Annotated in this window: 16 protein-coding genes; 13 read left to right on the forward strand and 3 right to left on the reverse strand. The window is 69.9% G+C overall.

The window, feature by feature from the left end:
- Positions 1 to 3: 3 nt before the first annotated feature.
- The 8 genes from KM176_RS19280 (at position 4) to KM176_RS19315 (ending at position 8,242) form a co-directional block, all read left to right on the forward strand.
- A complete protein-coding gene (locus KM176_RS19280) occupies positions 4 to 1,293 on the forward strand; it encodes a branched-chain amino acid ABC transporter permease (RefSeq protein WP_160895681.1) in 1,290 nt (429 codons plus the stop codon).
- Positions 1,290 to 2,054: an ABC transporter ATP-binding protein gene (locus KM176_RS19285; RefSeq protein WP_160895680.1), complete on the forward strand. Its 765-nt coding sequence runs from the start codon at positions 1,290 to 1,292 to the stop codon at positions 2,052 to 2,054. Before KM176_RS19280 ends, KM176_RS19285 begins: the two co-directional genes overlap by 4 nt.
- Positions 2,051 to 2,779, forward strand: a complete 729-nt coding sequence (locus tag KM176_RS19290; protein ID WP_202397930.1) for an ABC transporter ATP-binding protein — start codon at positions 2,051 to 2,053, stop codon at positions 2,777 to 2,779. The genes KM176_RS19285 and KM176_RS19290 overlap by 4 nt, the downstream gene beginning before the upstream one ends.
- 2 nt (positions 2,780 to 2,781) lie before the next feature.
- The gene (locus KM176_RS19295) at positions 2,782 to 3,549 is read left to right on the forward strand and encodes a 3-ketoacyl-ACP reductase (RefSeq protein ID WP_160895679.1); all 768 of its coding nucleotides are present in this window, start codon (positions 2,782 to 2,784) and stop codon (positions 3,547 to 3,549) included.
- Positions 3,550 to 3,651: 102 nt separating this feature from the next.
- Positions 3,652 to 4,494, forward strand: a complete 843-nt coding sequence (locus KM176_RS19300; RefSeq protein ID WP_160895678.1) for an alpha/beta fold hydrolase — start codon at positions 3,652 to 3,654, stop codon at positions 4,492 to 4,494.
- Positions 4,495 to 4,508: 14 nt separating this feature from the next.
- A complete protein-coding gene (locus KM176_RS19305; RefSeq protein ID WP_160895677.1) occupies positions 4,509 to 5,987 on the forward strand; it encodes a flavin-containing monooxygenase in 1,479 nt (492 codons plus the stop codon).
- A 7-nt stretch (positions 5,988 to 5,994) separates the two neighbouring features.
- The gene (locus KM176_RS19310; RefSeq protein ID WP_236045376.1) at positions 5,995 to 6,780 is read left to right on the forward strand and encodes a coniferyl-alcohol dehydrogenase; all 786 of its coding nucleotides are present in this window, start codon (positions 5,995 to 5,997) and stop codon (positions 6,778 to 6,780) included.
- 10 nt (positions 6,781 to 6,790) lie between these two features.
- The gene (locus tag KM176_RS19315) at positions 6,791 to 8,242 is read left to right on the forward strand and encodes an aldehyde dehydrogenase (protein WP_160895676.1); all 1,452 of its coding nucleotides are present in this window, start codon (positions 6,791 to 6,793) and stop codon (positions 8,240 to 8,242) included.
- Positions 8,243 to 8,626: 384 nt separating this feature from the next.
- Here the strand turns inward: KM176_RS19315 and KM176_RS19320 are convergent, their stop codons facing one another.
- The gene (locus tag KM176_RS19320; protein ID WP_160895675.1) at positions 8,627 to 9,529 is read right to left on the reverse strand and encodes a LysR family transcriptional regulator; all 903 of its coding nucleotides are present in this window, start codon (positions 9,527 to 9,529) and stop codon (positions 8,627 to 8,629) included.
- A gap of 238 nt (positions 9,530 to 9,767) precedes the next feature.
- Here KM176_RS19320 and KM176_RS19325 point away from each other — a divergent pair, with 238 nt between their 5' ends.
- Entirely contained in the window at positions 9,768 to 12,677 is a 2,910-nt protein-coding gene (locus KM176_RS19325; protein ID WP_160895674.1) for a glycosyl hydrolase, read from the forward strand.
- A gap of 658 nt (positions 12,678 to 13,335) precedes the next feature.
- On the opposite strand, the gene KM176_RS19330 is transcribed toward KM176_RS19325, so the two are convergent.
- Positions 13,336 to 15,009: a tannase/feruloyl esterase family alpha/beta hydrolase gene (locus KM176_RS19330; protein WP_160895673.1), complete on the reverse strand. Its 1,674-nt coding sequence runs from the start codon at positions 15,007 to 15,009 to the stop codon at positions 13,336 to 13,338.
- Positions 15,010 to 15,539: 530 nt separating this feature from the next.
- Between KM176_RS19330 and KM176_RS19335 the strand changes: the two genes are divergently transcribed.
- Positions 15,540 to 16,415: a helix-turn-helix transcriptional regulator gene (locus KM176_RS19335; protein ID WP_160895672.1), complete on the forward strand. Its 876-nt coding sequence runs from the start codon at positions 15,540 to 15,542 to the stop codon at positions 16,413 to 16,415.
- 230 nt (positions 16,416 to 16,645) lie between these two features.
- Here the strand turns inward: KM176_RS19335 and KM176_RS19340 are convergent, their stop codons facing one another.
- A complete protein-coding gene (locus KM176_RS19340; protein WP_160895671.1) occupies positions 16,646 to 17,173 on the reverse strand; it encodes a Dps family protein in 528 nt (175 codons plus the stop codon).
- Between the two features lie 284 nt (positions 17,174 to 17,457).
- On the opposite strand from KM176_RS19340, the gene KM176_RS19345 reads away from it, so the two are divergent.
- The 3 genes from KM176_RS19345 (at position 17,458) to KM176_RS19355 (ending at position 20,380) form a co-directional block, all read left to right on the forward strand.
- Entirely contained in the window at positions 17,458 to 18,111 is a 654-nt protein-coding gene (locus KM176_RS19345; protein ID WP_160895670.1) for a sensor histidine kinase, read from the forward strand.
- 77 nt (positions 18,112 to 18,188) lie between these two features.
- Complete coding sequence (locus tag KM176_RS19350) at positions 18,189 to 19,727, forward strand: sensor histidine kinase (protein WP_160895669.1); 1,539 nt, start codon at positions 18,189 to 18,191, stop codon at positions 19,725 to 19,727.
- Complete coding sequence (locus KM176_RS19355; protein WP_160895668.1) at positions 19,724 to 20,380, forward strand: response regulator transcription factor; 657 nt, start codon at positions 19,724 to 19,726, stop codon at positions 20,378 to 20,380. The genes KM176_RS19350 and KM176_RS19355 overlap by 4 nt, the downstream gene beginning before the upstream one ends.
- Positions 20,381 to 20,429: the final 49 nt, after the last annotated feature.

The following is a 20,429-nucleotide window of genomic DNA, read 5'->3' on the forward strand; positions in this document are numbered from 1 at the left end:
CCCATGACCATGAATGCCATCGAAACCGCCCGTTCGCGCCCCGGCCAGACGCTGCTGCCGGCCACGCTGCCCTGGGCCGCAGTGATCGCGGTGCTCTTCATCCTGCCGCTGGCCTTCCCGGGCACGGCCATGGTGTCGACGCTGAACTACCTGGGGACCATGGCGATCTTCGCCCTGTCCTACAACGTGCTGCTGGGCCAGACCGGGCTTCTGTCGCTGGGCCATGCAACCTTCTTCGGGCTGGGCGGCTTCATCGCCACCCATGCGCTGCTGGGCATGGCCGAAGCGGGCTGGGCCTTTCCGCTGCCGCTGCTGCCGCTGATCGGGGGCCTTGGCGCCTTCGTGCTGGGGATCTTCGGGGGCTGGCTGGCCTCGGGGAAGGGGGGGATGCCCTTCGCGATGATCACCCTGGGCCTGTCGGAGCTGGTCTATGCCGCCGCCGCCATCTTCCCCTCCATCTACGGCTCCGAGGAGGGGGTGTCGATGGACCGGATGGAGCTGGGCTCCAGCTTCGGGATGGATTACGGCAGCGCGACGGACATCTACGTGATCGTCGCGGTCTGGTTCGTGATCTGCGCCGCCGGGCTGAAGTACTTTACCACGACGCCCCTGGGCCTGCTGGCCAATGCGGTGCGCGACAATGCCGAACGGGTCGAGTTCCTGGGCTTCTCGGCGCGCCGGGTGCGGATGTGGACCTATGCCATCGCCGCCGGTGTCGCGGGCATCGCGGGTTCCCTTGCCGCCATCAACTTCGAGATCATCACGGTGATCGAGCTGGGCGCCGCGACCTCGACCCTGGTTCTGCTGATGACCTATATCGGCGGCACGCGGGTGTTCTTCGGTCCGGTGCTGGGCGCGGTGGTGATCGGGCTGATGAAGGTCTGGCTGTCGGACCTGACGCCGGCCTGGATGCTGTATTTCGGCCTGCTGTTCATCTTCGTCGTCATGGTGGCGCCGGGCGGGCTGGCCGGGATCCTGGTGGGCGCGGGGGCGATGATCCGCGCCGGGCGCCTGGGGCCGCAGCTGCCGCTGCTGGCGGCGATCGGCGGGCTGGGCCTGCTGTCGCTGGCGGGGGTGATCATGCTGATCGAACTGGGCTACCGCGCCGGGCTGGATGCCGCGCTCGGATCGCAGATCCGGATCCTGGGCCTGCCGATGGATGCGCATGGGCTGAACTCCTGGGGGCTGGCGGCGCTGCTGGCGCTTGGCGGCGCCCTGAGCATCCGCCCGCTGCTGAGCCGTCTGGAAACCCTGCAACACCGCCTCGGCCTGAAGGGAGGAGACCCCGCATGAGTGCCAATGCCATCGAGATCCGCGACCTGAGGAAAAGCTTCGGGCCGGTCGATATCATCCGCGGCGTGAACCTGGAGCTGCGCGCCGGCGAACGCCACGCCCTGATCGGGCCGAACGGGGCCGGGAAATCGACGCTGTTCCACCTGATCTCGGGGCGGCTGCGCCCCACCAGCGGCAAGATCCTGCTGCACGGACAGGAGATCCAGGGCAAGCCGCCCGCCCGGATCGTCCATGCCGGGCTCTCGCGCAGCTTCCAGATCACCAACATCTTCCCCGAGATGACGGTGCTTGAGAACCTGCGCTGCGCGGTGCTGTGGAAACTGGGGCATCGCTATTCGGTGCTGCGCCCGCTGGGCCGGCTGCGCGACGTGGAGGCCGAATGCACCCGCCTGCTGGAAGAGCTGCGCCTGACCCATCGCCGCACGTCGCGGGCCGACAGCCTGAGCTACCCCGAGCAGCGCGCGCTGGAGCTGGGGCTGGCGGTGGCGAGCGGCGCCGACACGCTGCTGCTGGATGAGCCGATGGCCGGGATGAGCCATTCGGAAACCGCCGCCGCGCTTGAGCTGATCATGGCGGTGACCGAGGGGCGTTCGCTGCTGATGGTCGAGCACGACATGGGCGTGATCTTCGAGATGGCCGATCGCATCAGCGTGCTGGTTTACGGAGAGGTCATCGCCACCGGCACCCCGGAAGAGATCCGCGCCAACCCTGCGGTGCAGGAAGCCTATCTTGGCACCCCCAATGCGGAGGAGGCCGCATGAGCCGTCCCGAAACCGACATCCGCGCCGAGACCCTGCTGGGCATCCGCGACCTTGAGGCCTGGTACGGCAAGAGCCACATCCTGCACGGCGTCACGCTGGACGTGCGCCGGGGCGAGATCGTCAGCCTGCTGGGGCGCAACGGCGCCGGGCGCTCGACCCTGCTGAAGGCGGTGATGGGGGCGATCCGCACCACCGGTCGGGTGGATTTCGCGGGCACCGATCTGGTCGGGCGCAAGCCCCACCAGATTGCCCATGCCGGCATCGGCTATGTCCCCGAAAGCCGCGATGTCTTTCCCGAGCTGACGGTGCGAGAGAACCTGATCCTGGGGCTGAAGCCGGGCGGCGAGGGGCGCTGGAGCCTGGAGGAGATCTACGATCTGTTCCCGGTGCTGCGCACCCGCGCCGACACCCGCGCCGGGGCGCTCTCGGGGGGGGAACAGCAGATGCTGACGATCTGCCGGACGCTGATCGGCGATCCGGAGCTGATCATGGTGGACGAGCCGACCGAGGGGCTGGCCCCCAAGATGGTCGCCGCCATCGGCACCCTGCTGGAACGGATCGCGGCGCGCGGCGTCTCGATCCTGCTGGTCGAGCAGAAGCTGGTGATCGCGCTCGACATCTCTCATCGGGTCTACGTGATGGGCCACGGGGAGATCGTTTTCGAAGGCACGCCCGCGGCGCTGATGCAGTCCGCCGAGGTACGTGCCGAATGGCTGGAGGTATGAGGATGACACGACCTGTTGCACTGGTGACAGGCGCCCGGCAGGGGCTGGGGCGCGGGATCGCGCTGGCGCTGGCGGATCGGGGCTTTGACGTGGCGGGGCTGGACCTGCTGGCGGATGAGAAATCCGAAAGCCTGCTGGAGGCGCTGGCCGCAAAGGGCGCGAAGGCGCATTTCGGGGTGATGGACCTGGCCGATCTTTCGGCCCATGCCCCGGCGCTGGAGGCCGTCGAGGCCGCGCTTGGCCCGGTGGATGCGCTGGTCAACAATGCCGGCATCGCCGCACGCCCCCTGACCGACCTGCTTGAGATCGCCCCGGAGGCCTTCGACCGCAACCTGTCGATCAACCTGCGCGGCACCTTCTTCCTGACCCAGGCGGTGGCAAAGCGGATGCTGGCGCGCGACAGCACGCGCTACCGCTCCATCACCTTCATCGCCTCGATCGCGGCGACGCATGTCTCGACCGACCGCAGCCCCTACTGCGTTTCGAAGGCGGGGCTGTCGATGGTGACGCAGCTTTACGCCGACCGCCTGGGCCCCGCCGGCATCGCCGTGCACGAGATCCGCCCCGGTTTCATCCGCACCGAGATGACCGGATCGGCGCCCACCGGCAAGATCGACGCCTATGTCGAAAGCGGCGCCGTGGCGATGAAACGCTGGGGAGAGACCGCCGATATCGGCCGTGTCGCCGCCACCCTGGCCGCCGGCGATCTGCCCTATGTGACCGGCCAGCCGATCTACGTGGACGGGGGGTATCACATCCCCACCGCCTGACAGCCCCGGGGGCCCGGCCCCCGCCCAAGACCGCCCCGATCCCGTTGTTCCCCGGTGCCGCCCCGCGGCCCCGGACCGGGATCCCCATGCAAGGAGACAGACATGCTTGATGATCTGAAATATCGCGACGGCGAAGTCAGCGTCGCCGGGGTCCGCGTCCGCTACCGCGTCGCCGGGCCCGACAATGACCGCACGCCGCTGGTGCTGGTGCATGGCACCGCAGGCTCCGTCGACGGCCATTTCGGCTATATCTTCCCGATGATGGCCTATCGCCAGAAGGTGATCGCGCTGGACTGGAGCGACACCGAAGGCGCCACGCTTGAGCTTGCGGATCTGGTCGCCCAGGTCCGTGCGGTGATCGGGGACGCGGTGCCCGTAGGGCCGGTGACGCTGCTGGGCTATTCGCTGGGCGCCTGCGTCGCGGCGCAGACCGCCGCCGAGCTGCCCGGCAAGGTCGCGAACCTGATCCTGGTCGCCGGCTGGCTGAAGACCGACACCCATCAGCAGATGCGCAACCGGATCTGGCGGGCGCTGCGCGATCAGGACAGTGCCTCGATCACCGAATACATGACCTTCTGCGCCTTCTCGCCGGGCTTCATGAACATGAAGTCGCTGCCCGAGATGGTCGCCGCCGCCGGTATGCTGAAGATGAGCGGTTTCGTGGATCGCCAGATGGATCTGAACACCCGCATCGACATCGCCGAGGCCTGCGAGACGATCACCGCGAAGACCCTGGTGATCGGCTGCACCTTCGACATGATGGTGCCGAAACACCATTCCAAGCAGCTCTTCGGCGCCATCGAGGACGCCCGCTACACCGAGATCCCCTCGGGGCACGCAGTGGTGCATGAACGCGCCGCCGAGCTGTTTCACCACATCGACATGTTCACCCGGGCGCCCGGCGCCCATCCCGCCGGCACCATCATCCCGGCGCAGAAACCCTGACGGAGGACAGGCACATGACCCTTCACAGCAAGATCGTGATCATCGGCTCGGGCTTTGCCGGCCTCGGCATGGGGATCCAGCTGAAACGCAGCGGGCGCGCGGATTTCGTGATCCTTGAGCGCGCGCAGGATGTCGGCGGCACCTGGCGCGACAACCATTATCCGGGCGTCGCCTGCGACGTGCCCTCGCATCTTTACTCCTTCTCCTACCTGCCCAAGCCCGACTGGAGCCGCGTCTTCTCTCCGGGGCCCGAGATCCAGGCCTACATGCGCCAATGCGCCGAGGACGAGGGGCTGATGCCGCATATCCGCTTCGGCACCGAGATGCTGGCCTGCCGCTGGGACGAGGACAGCGCGCTCTGGACCATCGAGACCTCGCAGGGGGATTACACCTGCAACGTGCTGATCACCGGCACCGGCCACCTGGCCGACAGCCACATGCCGAAGATCCCCGGGATCGAGAGCTTCCCGGGCGATCTGTTCCACTCGGCCGACTGGAACCACGAGGTGGCGCTGGAGGGCAGGCGGATCGGCGTCGTGGGGTCGGGCGCCTCGGCGATCCAGATCATCCCCGAGATGCAGAAGGTCGCCGGTGAACTGGTCGTCTTCCAGCGCTCGGCCCCCTACATGATCCCCCGCTGGGACCGCGCCTTCAGCGAGGGCGAAAAGCGCATGTTCCGCCGCGATCCCTCGACCGTGGAGGCGATGCGGTCCGAAATCTTCTGGGCCGGCGAATACAACTTCGCGCAGCGCCGCAACGTGCCGCGCTTCCTGAACGAGGCCAAGGCGATGGCGCTTGGCAATCTGGAAAGGAACGTGGCCGACCCCGATCTGCGCGCCCGGCTGACCCCGAATTACGAGGTCGGCTGCAAGCGGCTGCTGATCTCCAACGCCTACTACCCGGCGATGTGCGCGGAAAACACCCGGCTCGAGGCCTCGGCGCTGGCGAAGATCGAGGGCTCGACGGTCTACGGGGCCAGCGGCGAAAGCTACGATCTGGACGTGCTGGTCTTCGCCACCGGCTTCGAGGCGGTGCGCCCGCCCTTCGCCGCCCGCGTCTTCGGCCGCGAGGGGATCAGCCTGGATGCCCATTGGGACAAGGGGATGCAGGCCTATGACAGCATCGCCGTGCATGGCTATCCCAACCTTTTCATCATCAACGGGCCGAACACCGGGCTGGGGCACAACTCGGTCGTCTACATCATCGAGGCGCAGGTGAACTACATCCTGGAGGCGCTGGACCATCTGGAACAGAACCAGGTTCGCCTGTTCGAAGCCGCCGCCGAGGCCGAGGATGCCTACATGGACCGGCTTCAGGGCCGCGCCGAGGGCACCGTCTGGCTCGCCGGGGGATGCAAGAGCTGGTACGTGGATGAACGTTCGGGCCGCCTGACGCTGGTCTGGCCGGACTATGCCCATTCCTTCCGCGACGAGAACGGCCATTTCCACCCCGAGGGCTACGAGATGGTCCCCGGGCCGCTGGCGGCTGAGTGAGGGGGCGATGATGCTGGAAGGAAAGACGATCATCGTCACCGGGGTTGCCTCGGGGATCGGGGCGGAAACCGCGAAACGGGTGATGGCGGCGGGCGGCAGGGTGATTGGGGCCGATCGCAACCCCGCCGCGCTGGACCTGGCGGCCTTCCATCAGGTCGACCTGATGGATGCGGCGGCGCTGGAGGACCTGATTGCGCGGCTGCGCGAGCTGCGCGCCGACGGGCTGGCCAATATCGCCGGGGTGCCGCCGACCGCGCCGCCCGATGTGGTGCTGACGGTGAACCTTGTGGCGCTGAAGCGGCTGACGCTGGGGCTGGTCGACAGCCTGGCCGATGGCGCCTCGATCGTGAACCTTGCCTCTCTGGCGGGGCTGGGCTGGCAGGACGAGGTGGCGAAGATCCGCGCCGCCGAGGGGCTGACCCACGATGCCGTCGCGGACTTCTGCGCGGCGCAGGGGATCACCCCCGAGAGCAGCTATTTCTTCACCAAGCAGGCGCTGGTCGCCTGGACCCACCAGCACCGCTGGACCTGGCGCGACCGGGGCATCCGCATGAACGCGGTCAGCCCCGGCCCCGTCGATACTCCGATCCTGGGCGATTTCCTGGAAACCCTGGGCGAACGCGCGGAGGAGGACATGCGCATCATGGACCGCCCCGGCACGCCGCAGGACATCGCGCCGGTGGTCACCTTCCTGCTGTCGCCGGGCTCGGTCTGGCTGCGCGGGGTCAATATCGCCTGCGATGGCGGCATGAGGGCCCATATCGAGGCCACCTCGAACGGCCTGGAAGCATGAGGAGCATGTCATGAAAGATCTGGATCTGCTGATCGGGGGCACCGATACCCTGGCCGAGGGCGGGCGGCGCTACGAGCGGCTGAACCCCGTCAGCGGCACCCCCGCCACCCGCGCCGCCGCCGCCAGCGTCGCCGATGCCCGTGCCGCCGTGGCCGCCGCCCAGGGGGCGCTGGCCGCCTGGTCCGCCACCGGCCCCGAAGCGCGCCGCGCCGTGCTGCTGCGCGCCGGTGACATCATGGAGGCCCGCGCCGCCGATTTCGTCGCCGCCATGACCGAAGAGACCGGCGCCACGAAGGTCTGGGCCGGCTTCAACGTGCATCTTGCCGCCGGAATGCTGCGCGAGGCGGGCGCCATGACCAGCCAGATCGGCGGAGAGGTGATCCCGTCGAACAAACCCGGCACGCTGGCAATGGCGGTGGCGCGTCCGCGCGGCGTCTGCCTGGGCATCGCGCCCTGGAACGCGCCGGTGATCCTGGGCACCCGCGCCGTTGCCATGGCGCTGGCCTGCGGCAATACCGTGGTGCTGAAAGCCTCGGAGATGTGTCCGCGCACCCACCGGCTGATCGGCGAATGCCTGGTCGAGGCCGGGCTGCCCGCCGGTGCGATCAACGTGATCTCGAACGCGCCCGAGGATGCGGCAGAGGTGGTGCGCACGCTGATCGAGGCGCCCGAGGTGCGGCATGTGAACTTCACCGGCTCGACCGGGGTGGGCCGGATCATCGGGCGGTTGGCGGGCGAAAACCTGAAGCCCGCCCTGCTGGAGCTGGGCGGCAAGGCGCCCTTCCTCGTGCTGGAGGATGCCGATATCGACGGGGCGGTCAACGCGGCGATCTTCGGCAGCTTCATGAACCAGGGCCAGATCTGCATGTCGACCGAGCGGATCATCGTGGTGGAGGCCGTGGCGGATGCCTTCGTGGAAAGGCTGGCGGCGCGGGCGGCCGCACTGCCCTGGGGCGATCCGGCACAGGGCGACGTGGTGCTGGGCGCGCTGGTCTCGCCCGAGGCGGGGGCGAAGATGGCGGCGCTGATCGCCGATGCCACCGCGAAGGGCGCCCGGCTGGTGGCCGGGGGCAGCGGCACGGGCGCGCTGCATTCCGCGACCCTTCTGGATGGCGTGACGCCGCAGATGCGGATCTATGCGGAGGAAAGCTTTGGCCCGGTGAAATCGGTGATCCGCGTCGCCGATACCGAGGCCGCGATCCGGGTTGCCAACGATACCGAATACGGCCTGTCCTCGGCGGTGTTCAGCCAGGACATCACCCGGGCGCTGGCGGTGGCCAACCGGCTGGAAAGCGGCATCTGCCATGTCAACGGCCCGACCGTCTCGGACGAGCCGCAGATGCCCTTCGGCGGCGTCAAGGCCAGCGGCTACGGGCGGTTCGGCGGCAAGGCGGGCATCGCGGAGTTCACCCAGCTGCGCTGGATCACCCTTGAGGATCCCAAGCAGGCCTATCCGTTCTGAGGGCGGCGGCGGGCGCCCCCCTCCCGGGAGGTCCGCCGGACCCGACGAAGAGATCCGCGTCCCGTCGGTCAGGGGCGCGGATCTTCCATGCCGAAGACGCCCTGAAAGGCGTCGCGAAACATCTGAAATCCGGGGGAGGGAGGAGCGCGGCGACCCCAGGGAGGAGGAGAGGGGCCGCCGCTGATTTCCGGACCTCAGGGAGGAGGAGAGAGGTCCAGGAAACTCTTTGGCACATCGCTGTGCCGTGATCCCTAGATAGCAATTGCTGCGACGCAGCACCATCGCTGTCTCGCCAAACCTGCCTTGCTTCCAGAGCATGGCTCCGTCACGGCATCCCGGCCGGCGCCGGCGCCGGCACCGGACCGGGCGGGCCAGGGCGCCAGATCAGGGCCCGGCCCAGTTGCGCGCCCCGTCGCGGGCGCCCTGCAGGGCGCGGGCCAGGAAGGGTTCCACCGCCGCTTCCCGGGCCAGAAGGGAGCAGTCCATGCGCGGCTCCGGCCCGGCAAGCGGCACGCCCAGGGCACCGGGATCGCGGGCGCGGGCCAGCATCGGGGCGGGCAGGATCGACACGCCGAACCCGGCGGCGACCAGCGCGGGCACCATCATCGGGCTGCTCACTTCCTGGATCGCGCGCGGCTCGAACCCGCCCAGCTTGCGGATCACGGTGCGCCCGTCATCGGCAACCGAATGGCGGTAGACGATGAAGGTCTCGGCGCGCAGATCCGCCATTTCCAGCATGGGGCGCCCGGCCAGGGGATGCGCCAGGGGCAGCACGACCTCCAGCCCCCAGGTGGCGCAGAGGGTGCGGCCCAGGGTTTCGGGAAGCGGCACCCCCAGGGTCGTCGTCAGGCCAAGCTGGATGCGGCCTTCCTGAAGGGCTTCGACCAGGCTGACCGGATCGCGCTCCAGCACCCGGATGTCGAGGTCGGGCGCGGCGGCGCGGATGCCGCCCACCACCGCCCCCAGCAGCCCGGTCAGCAGCGCCAGGCTGGAATAGCCGATGGTGACATGGCCGATTTCGCCGGTCATGGCACGGCGCGCCCTGTCTTCAAGCCGTGCGGCCCCTTCGAGAAGGGCGCGGGCCTGGGGCAGCAGCATCCGGCCCGCCTCGGTCAGCTCGACCGAGCGCTGCGTGCGGCGAAACAGGGCGCCGCCCAGCTGATCCTCAAGTTTGCGGATCTGGATGCTGAGCGCGGGTTGCGCGATGCCCAGGCGCGTGGCGGCGCGACCGAAGTGCAGCTCTTCGGCGAGGGTGACGAAATGGCGGTAATGTCTCAGATCCGGCATGATTGATAGATTTCATCAATCAATGAGAGAAGACAAATATATTTCCCCTTCGGGCGAGAGATCTCTACCCCTGATCCCGGCGCCGGTCGCACCACCGGCGCCGGGAGGAGAGCGGACCCCGCACCGGAAGATCCCCAAGCCCCGTCGCCAGGCCGGGGCCGGGCGGCGCCCTGTGGTGCCCGTCGGGGATCTGCTGTGCGCGCCAGTTCGCGGGCCGGTGCAAGGAGAGGAGGATTTCATGACCAAGACCCTGTTGCGCGTGCTGGGCTGTTGCAGCCTGCTGGGACTGTCCGCCGCGGGGGCGGCCCTGGCCCGGGCGGGGCCGCCGCCCGTCCCCTTCGCGCGGGTCGATGACCGCGCCGCCCAGCCCCGGTTCCGCTGGTGGTGGCCCGGCGCCCTTGTCACCCCGCAGGAGCTGCGCCGCGAACTGCGCGAGATCGCGGCGGCGGGCTTTGGCGGGGTCGAAATTGCCGATGTCTACGATGCGGTCTCGGCGCCCATCGACCCGAAACTGTACGGCTGGGGCACGCCGGCCTGGAACCGTGCCGTTGCGGTCGCGCTGGACGAGGCCGCCCGGCTGGGCATGACCGTCGATCTGACCCTCGGGCCGCACTGGCCCTCTGCGCTGCCTTCGATCACGCCGGACAGTCCGGCGGCGGCGCAGGAGATGGTGCATGGCCAGCGCATCGTTGCGGCAGGAGAGACCGTCTCGGGGGCGCTGCCGGGGCCGATCCTGCCGCCAAGCGGCCAGACCCCGGGCAACCCGGATGTGCAGGTGCGGCGGCACCTGGTGGCGGTGCTGGCGCTGCGCTGCGCGCAGGACTGCACGGCGCAGGGCACGGATCCGGTGGTGCTGGAGGCGCAGGGCGCGCAGGATCTGACCGACCGGGTGCGGGACGGGCAGCTGAGCTGGACGGCACCGGCGGGCGGGCCCTGGATCCTGCTGGCGATCTGGCACCGGCCCACGGCCCAGCGGGTCAACATGTTCGACATGAGTCCCGGCAACGCACCGGTCACCGATCCGCACGCCTATGTGGTCGATCATTTCGGGGCGCAGGGCAGCCGGGCGGTGACGGCCTTCTGGGATGACAGGCTGCTGACGCCCGAAGTCCGCGCCGGGCTCAGCCGCGCGGGCCATGCCTTTTTCGAGGACAGCCTGGAGTTGAAGTCGTTGCAGATCTGGACCCCGGGGGTGCTGGAGGCTTTCGCGGACCGGCGCGGCCATGATCCCCGGACAGAGCTGCCGGTGCTGCTGTTTCGCACCCTCAAGAGCTGGTCGGCACCGGCGCAGCGGGCCTTCGTTTTCCGCGATGCCGCCCTGACCGGGCAGGTGATCCACGATTGGGACCGGACGCTGGCCGGGCTCTGGCAGCGGAACCGATTGGTGCCGCTGCGCGACTGGGCGGCGGGGCTGGGCATGATCTACCGCAACCAGGGGTATGGCGGCCCGGTGGATCCGATCCTGTCGGCAGCCACCACGGGCCAGCCCGAGGGAGAGAGCCTGGGCTTCGCGCGCGAACACGGCAAGTTCCAGGCGCTGCGGGCGGGGCGCGACATGGGCAGCGGCGGGCTGCTCTCGGACGAGATGGGGGCCTTCTTCAAGGGCTATGCCACGGAATGGACCCGCGACATGCTGCCCGAGATCAACCGGAACTTCGCCTACGGGGTGAACCAGCTCTACCTGCACGGCTATGCCTATGACACGGCGCCGGGCACCGGCTGGCCGGGCTTTGCCCCCTTCGGCGCGATGTTTTCCGAGGCCTGGAACGGCAAGCAGCCGACCTGGCGGCATCTTGCGGATATCTCGGGCTACCTGACGCGGACCCAGGGCATCCTGCAGCAGGGGGTGAACCGGACCGATCTGGCGGTGCTGCGCACCGGGTTCGACATCGAGGGCGGCTACCTGGCGGACAGGGCGCTGGCGGATGCGGGCTACACCCTGGGGTATCTGAGCCCCGCCGTGCTGGATCTGCCGGCAGCCCGGGTTAGCGGCGGACGGCTGAAGGCCGATGGGCCGGCCTACAAGGCGCTGATCGTGCCGCTTGCGGCGCAGTTGGACGACGCCCTGCTGGACCGGCTGGAGGCGCTGGCCGGGCAGGGGCTGCCGGTGATCCTGCTGGGCCCGCTGCCCGTCCAGGGCGAAGGCACGGCGCTGGCGCAGCGGATCGGCGCGCTCGGCTGGCCCCGGGTGGCGGATGAGGCGGCGCTGACGGCCCTGCTGGCCGGGCGTGGCCTCCGCCCCGATGCCGCACCCCGGACGCCTGTGCCGCTGCGCAGCATCCATCGCCACGGGGCGGAGCGGGACGACTATTACCTGTTCAACGACAGCGACCAGCCGCTGACGGCGCAGCTGCACCTGAGCGGGGAGGGCGCGCCCGAGGTGCTGGATGCCTGGACCGGAGCCATCCGCGATCCGGGTCCCTGGACCGCGACGGGTGACGGCGTGACCGTGACGCTGCATCTCGGGCCGTCGCAGACCCGGATCCTGCGGCTGTCGGGGGCGGTGGACCGGCCCCATGTGACCGAGGCCAGTGCCGAGGTGCGGACCCTGCGCCCCGAGGCGCTGATGCTGCGGGCCGGGGCGCCGGGGACGGTCCGTGCCCGCCTCTCGACCGGAGAGACCCTGTCGGCAGAGGTTCCCGCGTTGCCGCAGGCGCGCCGGCTGGGCCCCTGGCGGCTGGTCGTGGACGGGTGGACACCGGGCGCCACCGCCAGCCGGACAGACCATGTCCGCACCGATGCCGGGACGCTGGCGGCGCTGGAGCCCTGGACGCAGATCCCGGCCCTGGCCGAGGCCTCGGGCGTCGGTGTCTACGAGACGACGCTGACCCTGCCGGCGGACTGGAGCCGGCAGATGGGGGCCCGGATCGTGATCCCCGGCCATGACGACACGATCCGCATCACGGTGAACGCTCAGCCGCTCGGGCCGGTGGATCAGCTGGCCCGCCAGATCGACCTTGGGCACAGCCTGCAGCCCGGGGACAACGTGATCCGGATCGAACTTGCCACCCCGCTGGGCAATGCGCTGCTGGCCCATGCTCCGGAGATGTTCGCGCATCTGCCGGGCGGTCCGCGCCAGCCGCTGAAGACCGGGCTGAGCGGTCCGATCACCCTGCAGCCTTACGTGGACGTGACGCTTTCCCGCTGAACCTGGCCCTTAGATGCCAGAGGCGGCGCTCCGGTGCCGCCTCTCTGCCTGCCTTCCGGCGCGGGGCAGGAAGCAGGAGGGATCAACTGGATCGGCCCTTGCCCACCCCGATTTTCCCGATAAGGCGATCCGGTCGGGTCCGGCGGCGCGCCGATCTCTCCAAGGTGCGGCTCAGGGCCTCAAGTCCGGGACCGATGCGATCCCGGCGCCGCGCCCTTCACCATTCCCCCGAAGGGGCCTGCAAGTTCATCGGCACCATCGGCGCTGCCGTGGAGGCCGGTGGCACGACCACGATCCGACCGGTGAACGGCAGCCTGTCGATTCCGATCGGTGCTGTCGCCGGCTGGGCGTTGCCTTACCTCCGGGGGCGCGCTGATCCTGCCGTGGCCCATGGTGGCGGTGATCGGGGCGGCAATGTTGCAAGACCTCTCGCTCCCGGGCCTGCGCGGCCCATCGGTCCGGGGCCGCCAGAGCGGTCGAGGTCGCGGCCCTCAAGGGCCGACCCGGGCCGACTGGTCTTCCTTCCGCCATCCGCCGGGACCGGGCCCGCCTGTTTCTGCGGGGCGCAACCTCAGGAGGCGGGAAACACGCCCTTGGCCTGCCCGCCGCATGAAAAGGGCGGCCCGGGGCCGCCCTGACAGGTGATCCCGGCGCGGACCTACTGGGTCGGTTCCCCGGCCATGCGCATCCCGGCAGCAATGCCGATGGCGCCCATTTTCAGCCCGTCGCTGTTGTCGGTGCAGCTCCAGTTGGCGGTATCCATGACATCGCCGGTGCCGCTGTAGCGGGCCTCGGCGGGATAGACGCAGAGCGGCATGGAGCGGGTCACCTTGTCGTCCGCGTCGCGTTTCACAGCCTCGATCCGCGCGGGGGCGATGCCCTGTTCAACCCAGGCCTCGAGCGCGGCGAGGGTGTTGAAGCTGTTGGGGCCCGAGCCGCCGCCGCAATGCGACATGCCCGGCACCATGAAGAGCCGCGCCGAGGCATCAAGCGCGCCATAGCCGCCGTCGCGCCGCGCCAGGTCGTCGACAAAGCGCACCGTCCGGAACGGCGAGAGCGCGTGATCGCCCCAGCCGTGGTAGAGGATCATCTTGCCGCCGCCCTTCAGGTAGGACAGCGTCCGGCCCAGGTCCGAGCCATTGCCCGCCTCGGTTGCCGCGACGAAGTCCTGCACCACCGCCGTCGGGATGGTGCCGTCGGCGCCGATGCCCAGCTTGCGCACGTCGTAATCGGGATCCCGCTTCACCATGTCCTGGATGATATGGTCGGAGAAGGCCCATTCCAGCGGCGCGGGCGCGTAGCCGTCATTGCCCCAGGGCTCGGCGGCGGTCACGTCGCCGGCCTTTTCCTTGCCGCCCTGGAACAGGGTGAAGCCGCCGGTCATCTCGACCGGGGCATAGCCCGGGTAGACCAGCTGGCCGTCTTCGGTATGCACGGCGGTGAAATAGGCGCGCAGCGCACCGGCCTGGGCGGGGGTCAGGCAGCTGTCGGTCTCGGCGCCGGTGCAGATCAGGCTCTCGGGGCGGAAGCTGCAGGCGGCGGGGTTCTGAATCAGCCCGTCGGTGACGCCGTCGGTGGCATCGCAATTGGCCAGGATCGCGGCATTGATCGCCGGAAGCTTGCCGGGCAGCAGCTGGGCATCGGGGCTGGCCAGCTGGTTGATCTGGAAGTGCTGGATCTTCAGCATCGAGGAAATGTCGCTGAACGCCGCCCCCGAGATCACGCCGTCGAAATCATCGGGGTAGCGGGTCACGGCGACCTGCGCCATGCGCCCGCCGGTCGAACAGCCGGTCAGATAGGCATGATCGGGCGCCTTGCCGTAGACCGCCCGCGCCATGTCCTTGGCCAGCCGGGTCACGGCATGGGAGGCACGGTAGTAATAGTCCGCAAGTCCCGCCTCGTTGGGGGTGCCGTCGGGGTTCAGGGCAAAGCTGGCATCCAGGATGCTGTCGGCGCTGTGGCCCAGATCGGTCATCGCCGTGACATAGCCGGTGCTGTCGGCATAGGCCACGTCCACCGGGTTGGCCGAGACCGCGACCTTGCCGGCCAGGCCGCCGTTGCCCAGCATGGCGAAACGGCCGTTCCAGCTGTCGGGCAGGCGGATCTGGAACCCGGCGCTGCCATCGGGGGCCGTGCCGCCCGTGGTCACCAGCTGGCCGCTGACCAGACAGGCGGCGGCGCCCTGCGGGGCGGGGGCGACCTGGGAAATGGTGACGCCGGGCAGGGCGAGCGCCTCGATCGCGGAGACCGAGCAATCCATCGCGCGGGCGGCGCCCGCCGTCAGGATCGGCACCGCGCCGAGGGTGGTCAAAAGCAGCAGGGACTTGGTCATGGGCATCTCTCTGGCAGGGTCGGAAGGAACGGATACGACATGCGGTGTCCGGGCCGGCGCCGGGGGCGACGGGTCGGGGAAGATGGGGAGGTGGACCGGAATCTTGTTTGTATGAAAACAATGAGGCAGTGGCGCGGCCCTGCAAAGCAAAGGATCTATGTCCCGGAGATCTTTTTGGGATTTGCCGAATTTTCGACCAGCACCCGGAGAGCTGCGCGGATCCGGACGGCGGGTGGAGCACTTGTGCGGTGCTTCCGGCGCGATGCGGTACAATCGTTCAAGAGCCCGGGGCCGCGCCGGCGCATGACGGGGGCGGCGCCGCCCGCGCCGGCCTCGGGAGGGCGCCATGCCCTGCCGAAATCCGGGGTCCGCTGCGCCCCCGGTCTGCCCGCCCATCGGTCGGGCAGCGTCGGGCGCTTGGTGCGCAGCCCTGCCCTGGACCGGCGGGTCGGGCTTGTGTAACGCCCTGTGGCATGCATCCTCGGGATGCGGGTGCCCGGTGCTTCCGGGCGGTGTGAGGAGGTCGGACAATGGCCGCAACGGAACTCTCGGAAATCCAGACGGAGCTGCGCAAATCCCGGGACAACCTGGGCTGTTCGCTGAAATCGCTGCGCCACAACCACAGCGCCCGCGCCGGAGACCTGACATTGCTGCGCAAGACCGCCTCGGGCCCGGTGCGCTCCGAGATCGCGACCCCGGCGCAGGACAGGGGGATGATCCTGGGCATGTCGCTGCTGCCCGGACACCGCCGCCGCATCCGCGAGGGCAGCCGCCGCTACGACCGGGTCTTCGACCAGGACGCGATCTATATCCGTGAATTCGACGTCGATTATGCCGCCACCGCCGAGGGGGCCTTTGATTTCCTGCTGATCGAGCTGCCGCTGCACAGCCCGCTGCGGCTGCGCCCCACCAACGAGGCGCTGGATCCGCGCCTGGGCCAGATGGCGCGCGGCCTGCTGGACTGGCTCGCGCGGCCCGCGCTTCTGGATCCGCTGGCCTCGGACGAGATCGGTGCGCGGCTGATGCTGCATCTGGAGCGCAACCATGCCATCACCCGGCGCCTGCGCCGGCGCAGCCGGCTGTCACCGGCCCAGCTGGCCCGCGCCAAGGAGATGCTGATGTCGGTGGAATTCGAGGGGCTGCGCCTGGATGATGTGGCGCTTGCGCTGGATCTGCCGCGCAATGCCTTCTTCCGGGGCTTCCGGGAGACCACCGGCCTGTCGCCCTACCAGTGGCTGCTGGCGGAACGGTTGGAACAGGGACGGCTGCTGCTGCGGCTGACCCAGCTGCCGCTGGTCGATATCGCGCTGGCCTGCGGCTTTGCCGATCAGAGCCATTTCACCCGCATGTTCACCCGTGCCCAGGGGCTGAGCCCGGGCCGCTGGCGCCGGGCGGTGCAGGCCTAGCGGGTCTGCCCGGACAAAAGGCCCCCGGCCTGGGGGGCAGACCGGGGGCAACGGGGGGAACCTCCCCCCGGGGATCGCGCCGGCGTCCCGGTGCGGGACCGGGGAGGGGACACCGGGCAGCGCCATCCTGCACCTTGGCCTCCGGCAGGCAGCGGACCGGGGCGGGCAGGGCAGCGGATCGCCGGCGCGATGGGTCCCCGGGCAGGCACGGGCCGGGGGACCGCAGGGGATCACAGCAGCGGGGTAGAGCGCCCGGCCTCGTAGAGGAACCAGATCCGGGTTTCGGCCTCGTCGATCCAGACCTCGATCAGGCTGGTGCTGGCGACGTCTCCGGCGGCGCTGCAGATGCCGTGCACCCCGCGCAGCTCGGCCAGGAAGTGGCGGGTATCCTCCTGCAGCTCGGCCAGCATGTCGAAGGGCTCCACGTAGTCGGCCTCGTTCTCCAGCAGGCTCTTGCGGCGGGAAATGTCGCCGACCGAGCGCAGCGTCGTCCGGCCCAGCTTGCGCACCCGTTCGGCCAGCGGATCGGTCATCGCGATCAGCGCGGCGGCCTGGTCGTCCAGCATCAGGTGGTAGTCGCGGAAATGCGGACCGCTGAGATGCCAGTGGAAATTCTTCGTCTTCAGGTACAGCGTGAAGGTGTCGGCCAGCAGCCGGTTCAGCCCTGCGGCAATATCCTGGGTATCGGCGGCGGACAGGTCGCTGCGCAGGCTCAGCCGGCGTTCGGCGGCGCTGCGGATGGTCTCCTGGGTGGTCATGGCGGGTCTCCTTGCGAGGCGGAAGGGCTTTGGGATACGCCCGCGCCCCGGAGGGGTGGCCGCCGGTCCGCCGGGGCGGTCGGTGGCTCCGGAACGCGGGCGTCCGGTCGGAGAGCCGCCGCGAGAGGGGGCGACGGGTCCCGGCCTCAGTCTTCCCGACAAGGCGGCGCGGCGAAATCATACGCAGGTATGGCCCCGCTCGGGGCACCGCAAACCTGCGTATGATGGATCCCCGGGCGCGCCCCGGGGCAGGATGGCCCCGATCCCCGAGAAAGGAGCGCCCGATGCGTCCGACCCCCGTTGCCGACATCCGCCCGCCCGTCCTGTCCGGAACCGTCCTGCCGCCGCTGACGGTCCCCGATCGCGCCGCCGAGGCCGATCACCGCATCGCCAACAGCCTGCAGATGCTCTCGGCGCTGATCACCCGGGAGCTGCGCGACCCCGGAGCGGGCGAGCGCGGCGCGCTGCTGCGCACCCAGGGGCGGATCCTGGCCATTGCCGAGATGCACCGCCTGCTGCACCATGCCGGCGCCGAGCCCGAGGCCGCCGCCTATCTGGGCCGGCTCTGCGGTGCCTTCGCCCGGCTGCTGCCCGCCCATCGGCCGCTGCGGCTGGAGGCCGAGCCGGCGCGGATGGCGCCCTCGGCCCTGACTGCCGCCGGCATCCTGGTGAGCGAGCTGGTGATGAATGCCGCCAAGCACGCCTACGACCCCCGCACCCCCGGCGAGATCGTGATCCGCCTGCGCGCCCGCCAGGGCCGCCTGCTGCGCCTGGAGGTCGAGGATCACGGGCCGCGCGCCCATCCGCCCGAAACCGGGCGCGGGCTGGGCCTGGCGCTGATCGAGGCGACCTGCCGCGAGCTGGGCGGCACGCCGGCCTGGGAGAACGCCCGCCCGGGCCTGCGTTTCGTGCTGCGGATGCCGATGATGGCACGATGATACAAGACGGCAGGACAAGGCCGCCCTATCCTGCGCCCGCGGACAAGACGGAACCATGGGAGCATTGGGCGGTGCGCATGCGACAGGCCAGCCGGCGGGACCAGGACCGACCGACGGCAGGGCGGAACCTGCTGTATTCGGGGGCGGCGCTGTGCCTTGCGCTCGGCATCTTCGCGCTCGACGTGATGTCGCCGCTGCAGGGCGCGGTCGCGGTGCTTTACACCATCGTCGTGGTGATCCTGGCCCGCCAGGGATCGCGGCTGCTGGTGCTGGTCGCCTGCGGGGTCTGCGTCTGCCTGGCGATCAGCGGCTACGTGATCAGCCATGGCAACGATCCGCTGGCGGGCCCGACGATGCGGCTGGCCGTCAGCCTGGTCGCCATCGTGCTGACCGGCCTGCTCTCGGCCAGCCAGATCTCGGCGGCGCGGGCGCGGCGGGGGGCGGATGCGCGCTATGCCACGATCTTCGATGCCGCCGGCTTTCCGATCTGGGAGACCGACTGGTCCCCGGCCTACCGGCTGCTGCAGCACGATCCGGTCCCCGGCATGGAGGCGGTGCGCCAGGCGGCGGCAGGAGCGCGGGTGCGCAATGCCAACCTGCAGGCCGGGCGGCTTTTCGGCTACGACAGCGGCGCGGCGCTGATCGGCCAGAGCGTGTCGATGCATTTCGCCGCCGGGGCCGAGGCAGCGCAGGCGGCGCTGTACCGCGGGTTGCGGGCGGGCCTGTCCCCGGTCGAGGTCGAAGCCCAGTTCGTCACCCGCGCGGGCGAGACGGTGGAGGCGGTGCTGCGGGCCTCGCTGCCGCCCGACAGCCGCGACTGGTCGCGCGTCCTGGTCACCGCCATCGACGTCACGGAACGCAACCGCGCGCAACGGCGGCTGGCGCAGTCCCATGCCGAGCTGGCCCATATCTCGCGGGTGACGACGCTGGGAGAGATCGCGGCCTCCATCGCGCACGAGGTCAACCAGCCGCTGGCCGCGGTCATCACCTATGCGAAATCGGGCCGCCGCTGGCTGGCGCGCGAGGCACCCGACGCGGCAGAGGTGCGCGATTGCCTGGACCAGATCGCCCATAACGGCAGCCGGGCCGCCGGGGTGATCGCCGGCATTCGCGGCCTGGCGCGCAAGTCCGACCCGCAGCCGGCGCCGATCAGCCTGGAAGACGTCTTTGCCGAGACCAGCGCCATGCTGGCCCCGGAGATGCGCGCCACCGGCACCACCGTGCGCGCCAGCCTGCCCCGGGACCTGCCCCGGGTGCTGGCCGACCGGGTGCAGATCCAGCAGGTGATGATGAACCTGCTGCTGAATGCCAGCCAGGCCATGGCCGCGACCCCGCTGGGGCAGCGCCGGATCGACGTCTCGGCCTTCACCGACGGCCATTTCGTCGAAATGGTGATCCGCGATCACGGCGGCGGGCTGGGCGGGCGCGACCCCGAAGCGCTGTTCCGGCCCTTCTTCACCACCAAACCGGAGGGCATGGGCATGGGCCTGACGATCTGCCGCTCCATCCTTGAACAGCACGGCGGCACCCTGGTGGCCGAGGCCGTGCCCCAGGGCGGGCTGGCAATGCGCTTTCGCCTGCCCGAAAGCGATTCCCGCGAAGGACCCACGCCATGAAGACCGCCCCCTCAGAGGCCCCGCAGGGCTGCATCAGCGTGATCGACGACGACCCGGAGCTGTGCCGCTCCATCGGCAGCCTGCTGCGCGCGATGGGCTACGAGGTGCGGCTGTTCGGCTGCACCCGCGATTTCCTGGCGGCCCCGCCGCCCGGCCCGACGGGCTGCCTGCTGCTGGACATCCGCCTGTCGGGCGAGAACGGGCTGGACTTCCAGGAAGAGCTGAACGCGCTGCCCGAGGCGATGCCGGTGATCCTTATGACCGGCCATGGCGACATCCCGATGACGGTGCGGGGGATGCGGGCGGGCGCCATCGACGTGCTGCCCAAGCCCTTCGACGAGGATCAGCTGCTGGAGGCGATCTCGGCCGCGCTGGAGGCCGATGCGGAACTGCGCGCGCAGGCGGCCCTGCTGGCCGGTCTGCAGCGCCGCTACGACCAGCTGACGCCGCGCGAACGGCAGGTGATGGCGCTGGTCGTCACCGGGCTGATGAACAAGCAGGTCGCGGCTCATCTGGAGCTGAGCGAGATCACGGTGAAGATCCATCGCGGCAACGTCATGCGCAAGATGGCGGCGCAGTCTCTGGCCGACCTGGTGCGCATGGCCGAGCAGCTGGGCGTGCGGGACGCGACGATAAGCCGGTATAGCATCTAGGTATGACTGCCGGTTTCGTGAACCGGCGTGCTAGGCTTGATCCGGGGAT

The organism is Pseudooceanicola endophyticus (assembly GCF_018760365.1).
In the GTDB taxonomy this organism is placed as follows: domain Bacteria; phylum Pseudomonadota; class Alphaproteobacteria; order Rhodobacterales; family Rhodobacteraceae; genus Pseudooceanicola; species Pseudooceanicola endophyticus.

What these genes read in the sequence shown, in the direction of transcription:
- KM176_RS19280 (WP_160895681.1), top strand. Translation starts at nt 4, where the DNA reads ATGACCATGAATGCCATCGAAACCGCCCGTTCGCGCCCCGGCCAGACG.
- KM176_RS19285 (WP_160895680.1), top strand. Translation starts at nt 1,290, where the DNA reads ATGAGTGCCAATGCCATCGAGATCCGCGACCTGAGGAAAAGCTTCGGG.
- KM176_RS19290 (WP_202397930.1), top strand. Translation starts at nt 2,051, where the DNA reads ATGAGCCGTCCCGAAACCGACATCCGCGCCGAGACCCTGCTGGGCATC.
- KM176_RS19295 (WP_160895679.1), top strand. Translation starts at nt 2,782, where the DNA reads ATGACACGACCTGTTGCACTGGTGACAGGCGCCCGGCAGGGGCTGGGG.
- KM176_RS19300 (WP_160895678.1), top strand. Translation starts at nt 3,652, where the DNA reads ATGCTTGATGATCTGAAATATCGCGACGGCGAAGTCAGCGTCGCCGGG.
- KM176_RS19305 (WP_160895677.1), top strand. Translation starts at nt 4,509, where the DNA reads ATGACCCTTCACAGCAAGATCGTGATCATCGGCTCGGGCTTTGCCGGC.
- KM176_RS19310 (WP_236045376.1), top strand. Translation starts at nt 5,995, where the DNA reads ATGATGCTGGAAGGAAAGACGATCATCGTCACCGGGGTTGCCTCGGGG.
- KM176_RS19315 (WP_160895676.1), top strand. Translation starts at nt 6,791, where the DNA reads ATGAAAGATCTGGATCTGCTGATCGGGGGCACCGATACCCTGGCCGAG.
- KM176_RS19320 (WP_160895675.1), bottom strand. Translation starts at nt 9,529, where the DNA reads ATGCCGGATCTGAGACATTACCGCCATTTCGTCACCCTCGCCGAAGAG.
- KM176_RS19325 (WP_160895674.1), top strand. Translation starts at nt 9,768, where the DNA reads ATGACCAAGACCCTGTTGCGCGTGCTGGGCTGTTGCAGCCTGCTGGGA.
- KM176_RS19330 (WP_160895673.1), bottom strand. Translation starts at nt 15,009, where the DNA reads ATGACCAAGTCCCTGCTGCTTTTGACCACCCTCGGCGCGGTGCCGATC.
- KM176_RS19335 (WP_160895672.1), top strand. Translation starts at nt 15,540, where the DNA reads ATGGCCGCAACGGAACTCTCGGAAATCCAGACGGAGCTGCGCAAATCC.
- KM176_RS19340 (WP_160895671.1), bottom strand. Translation starts at nt 17,173, where the DNA reads ATGACCACCCAGGAGACCATCCGCAGCGCCGCCGAACGCCGGCTGAGC.
- KM176_RS19345 (WP_160895670.1), top strand. Translation starts at nt 17,458, where the DNA reads ATGCGTCCGACCCCCGTTGCCGACATCCGCCCGCCCGTCCTGTCCGGA.
- KM176_RS19350 (WP_160895669.1), top strand. Translation starts at nt 18,189, where the DNA reads ATGCGACAGGCCAGCCGGCGGGACCAGGACCGACCGACGGCAGGGCGG.
- KM176_RS19355 (WP_160895668.1), top strand. Translation starts at nt 19,724, where the DNA reads ATGAAGACCGCCCCCTCAGAGGCCCCGCAGGGCTGCATCAGCGTGATC.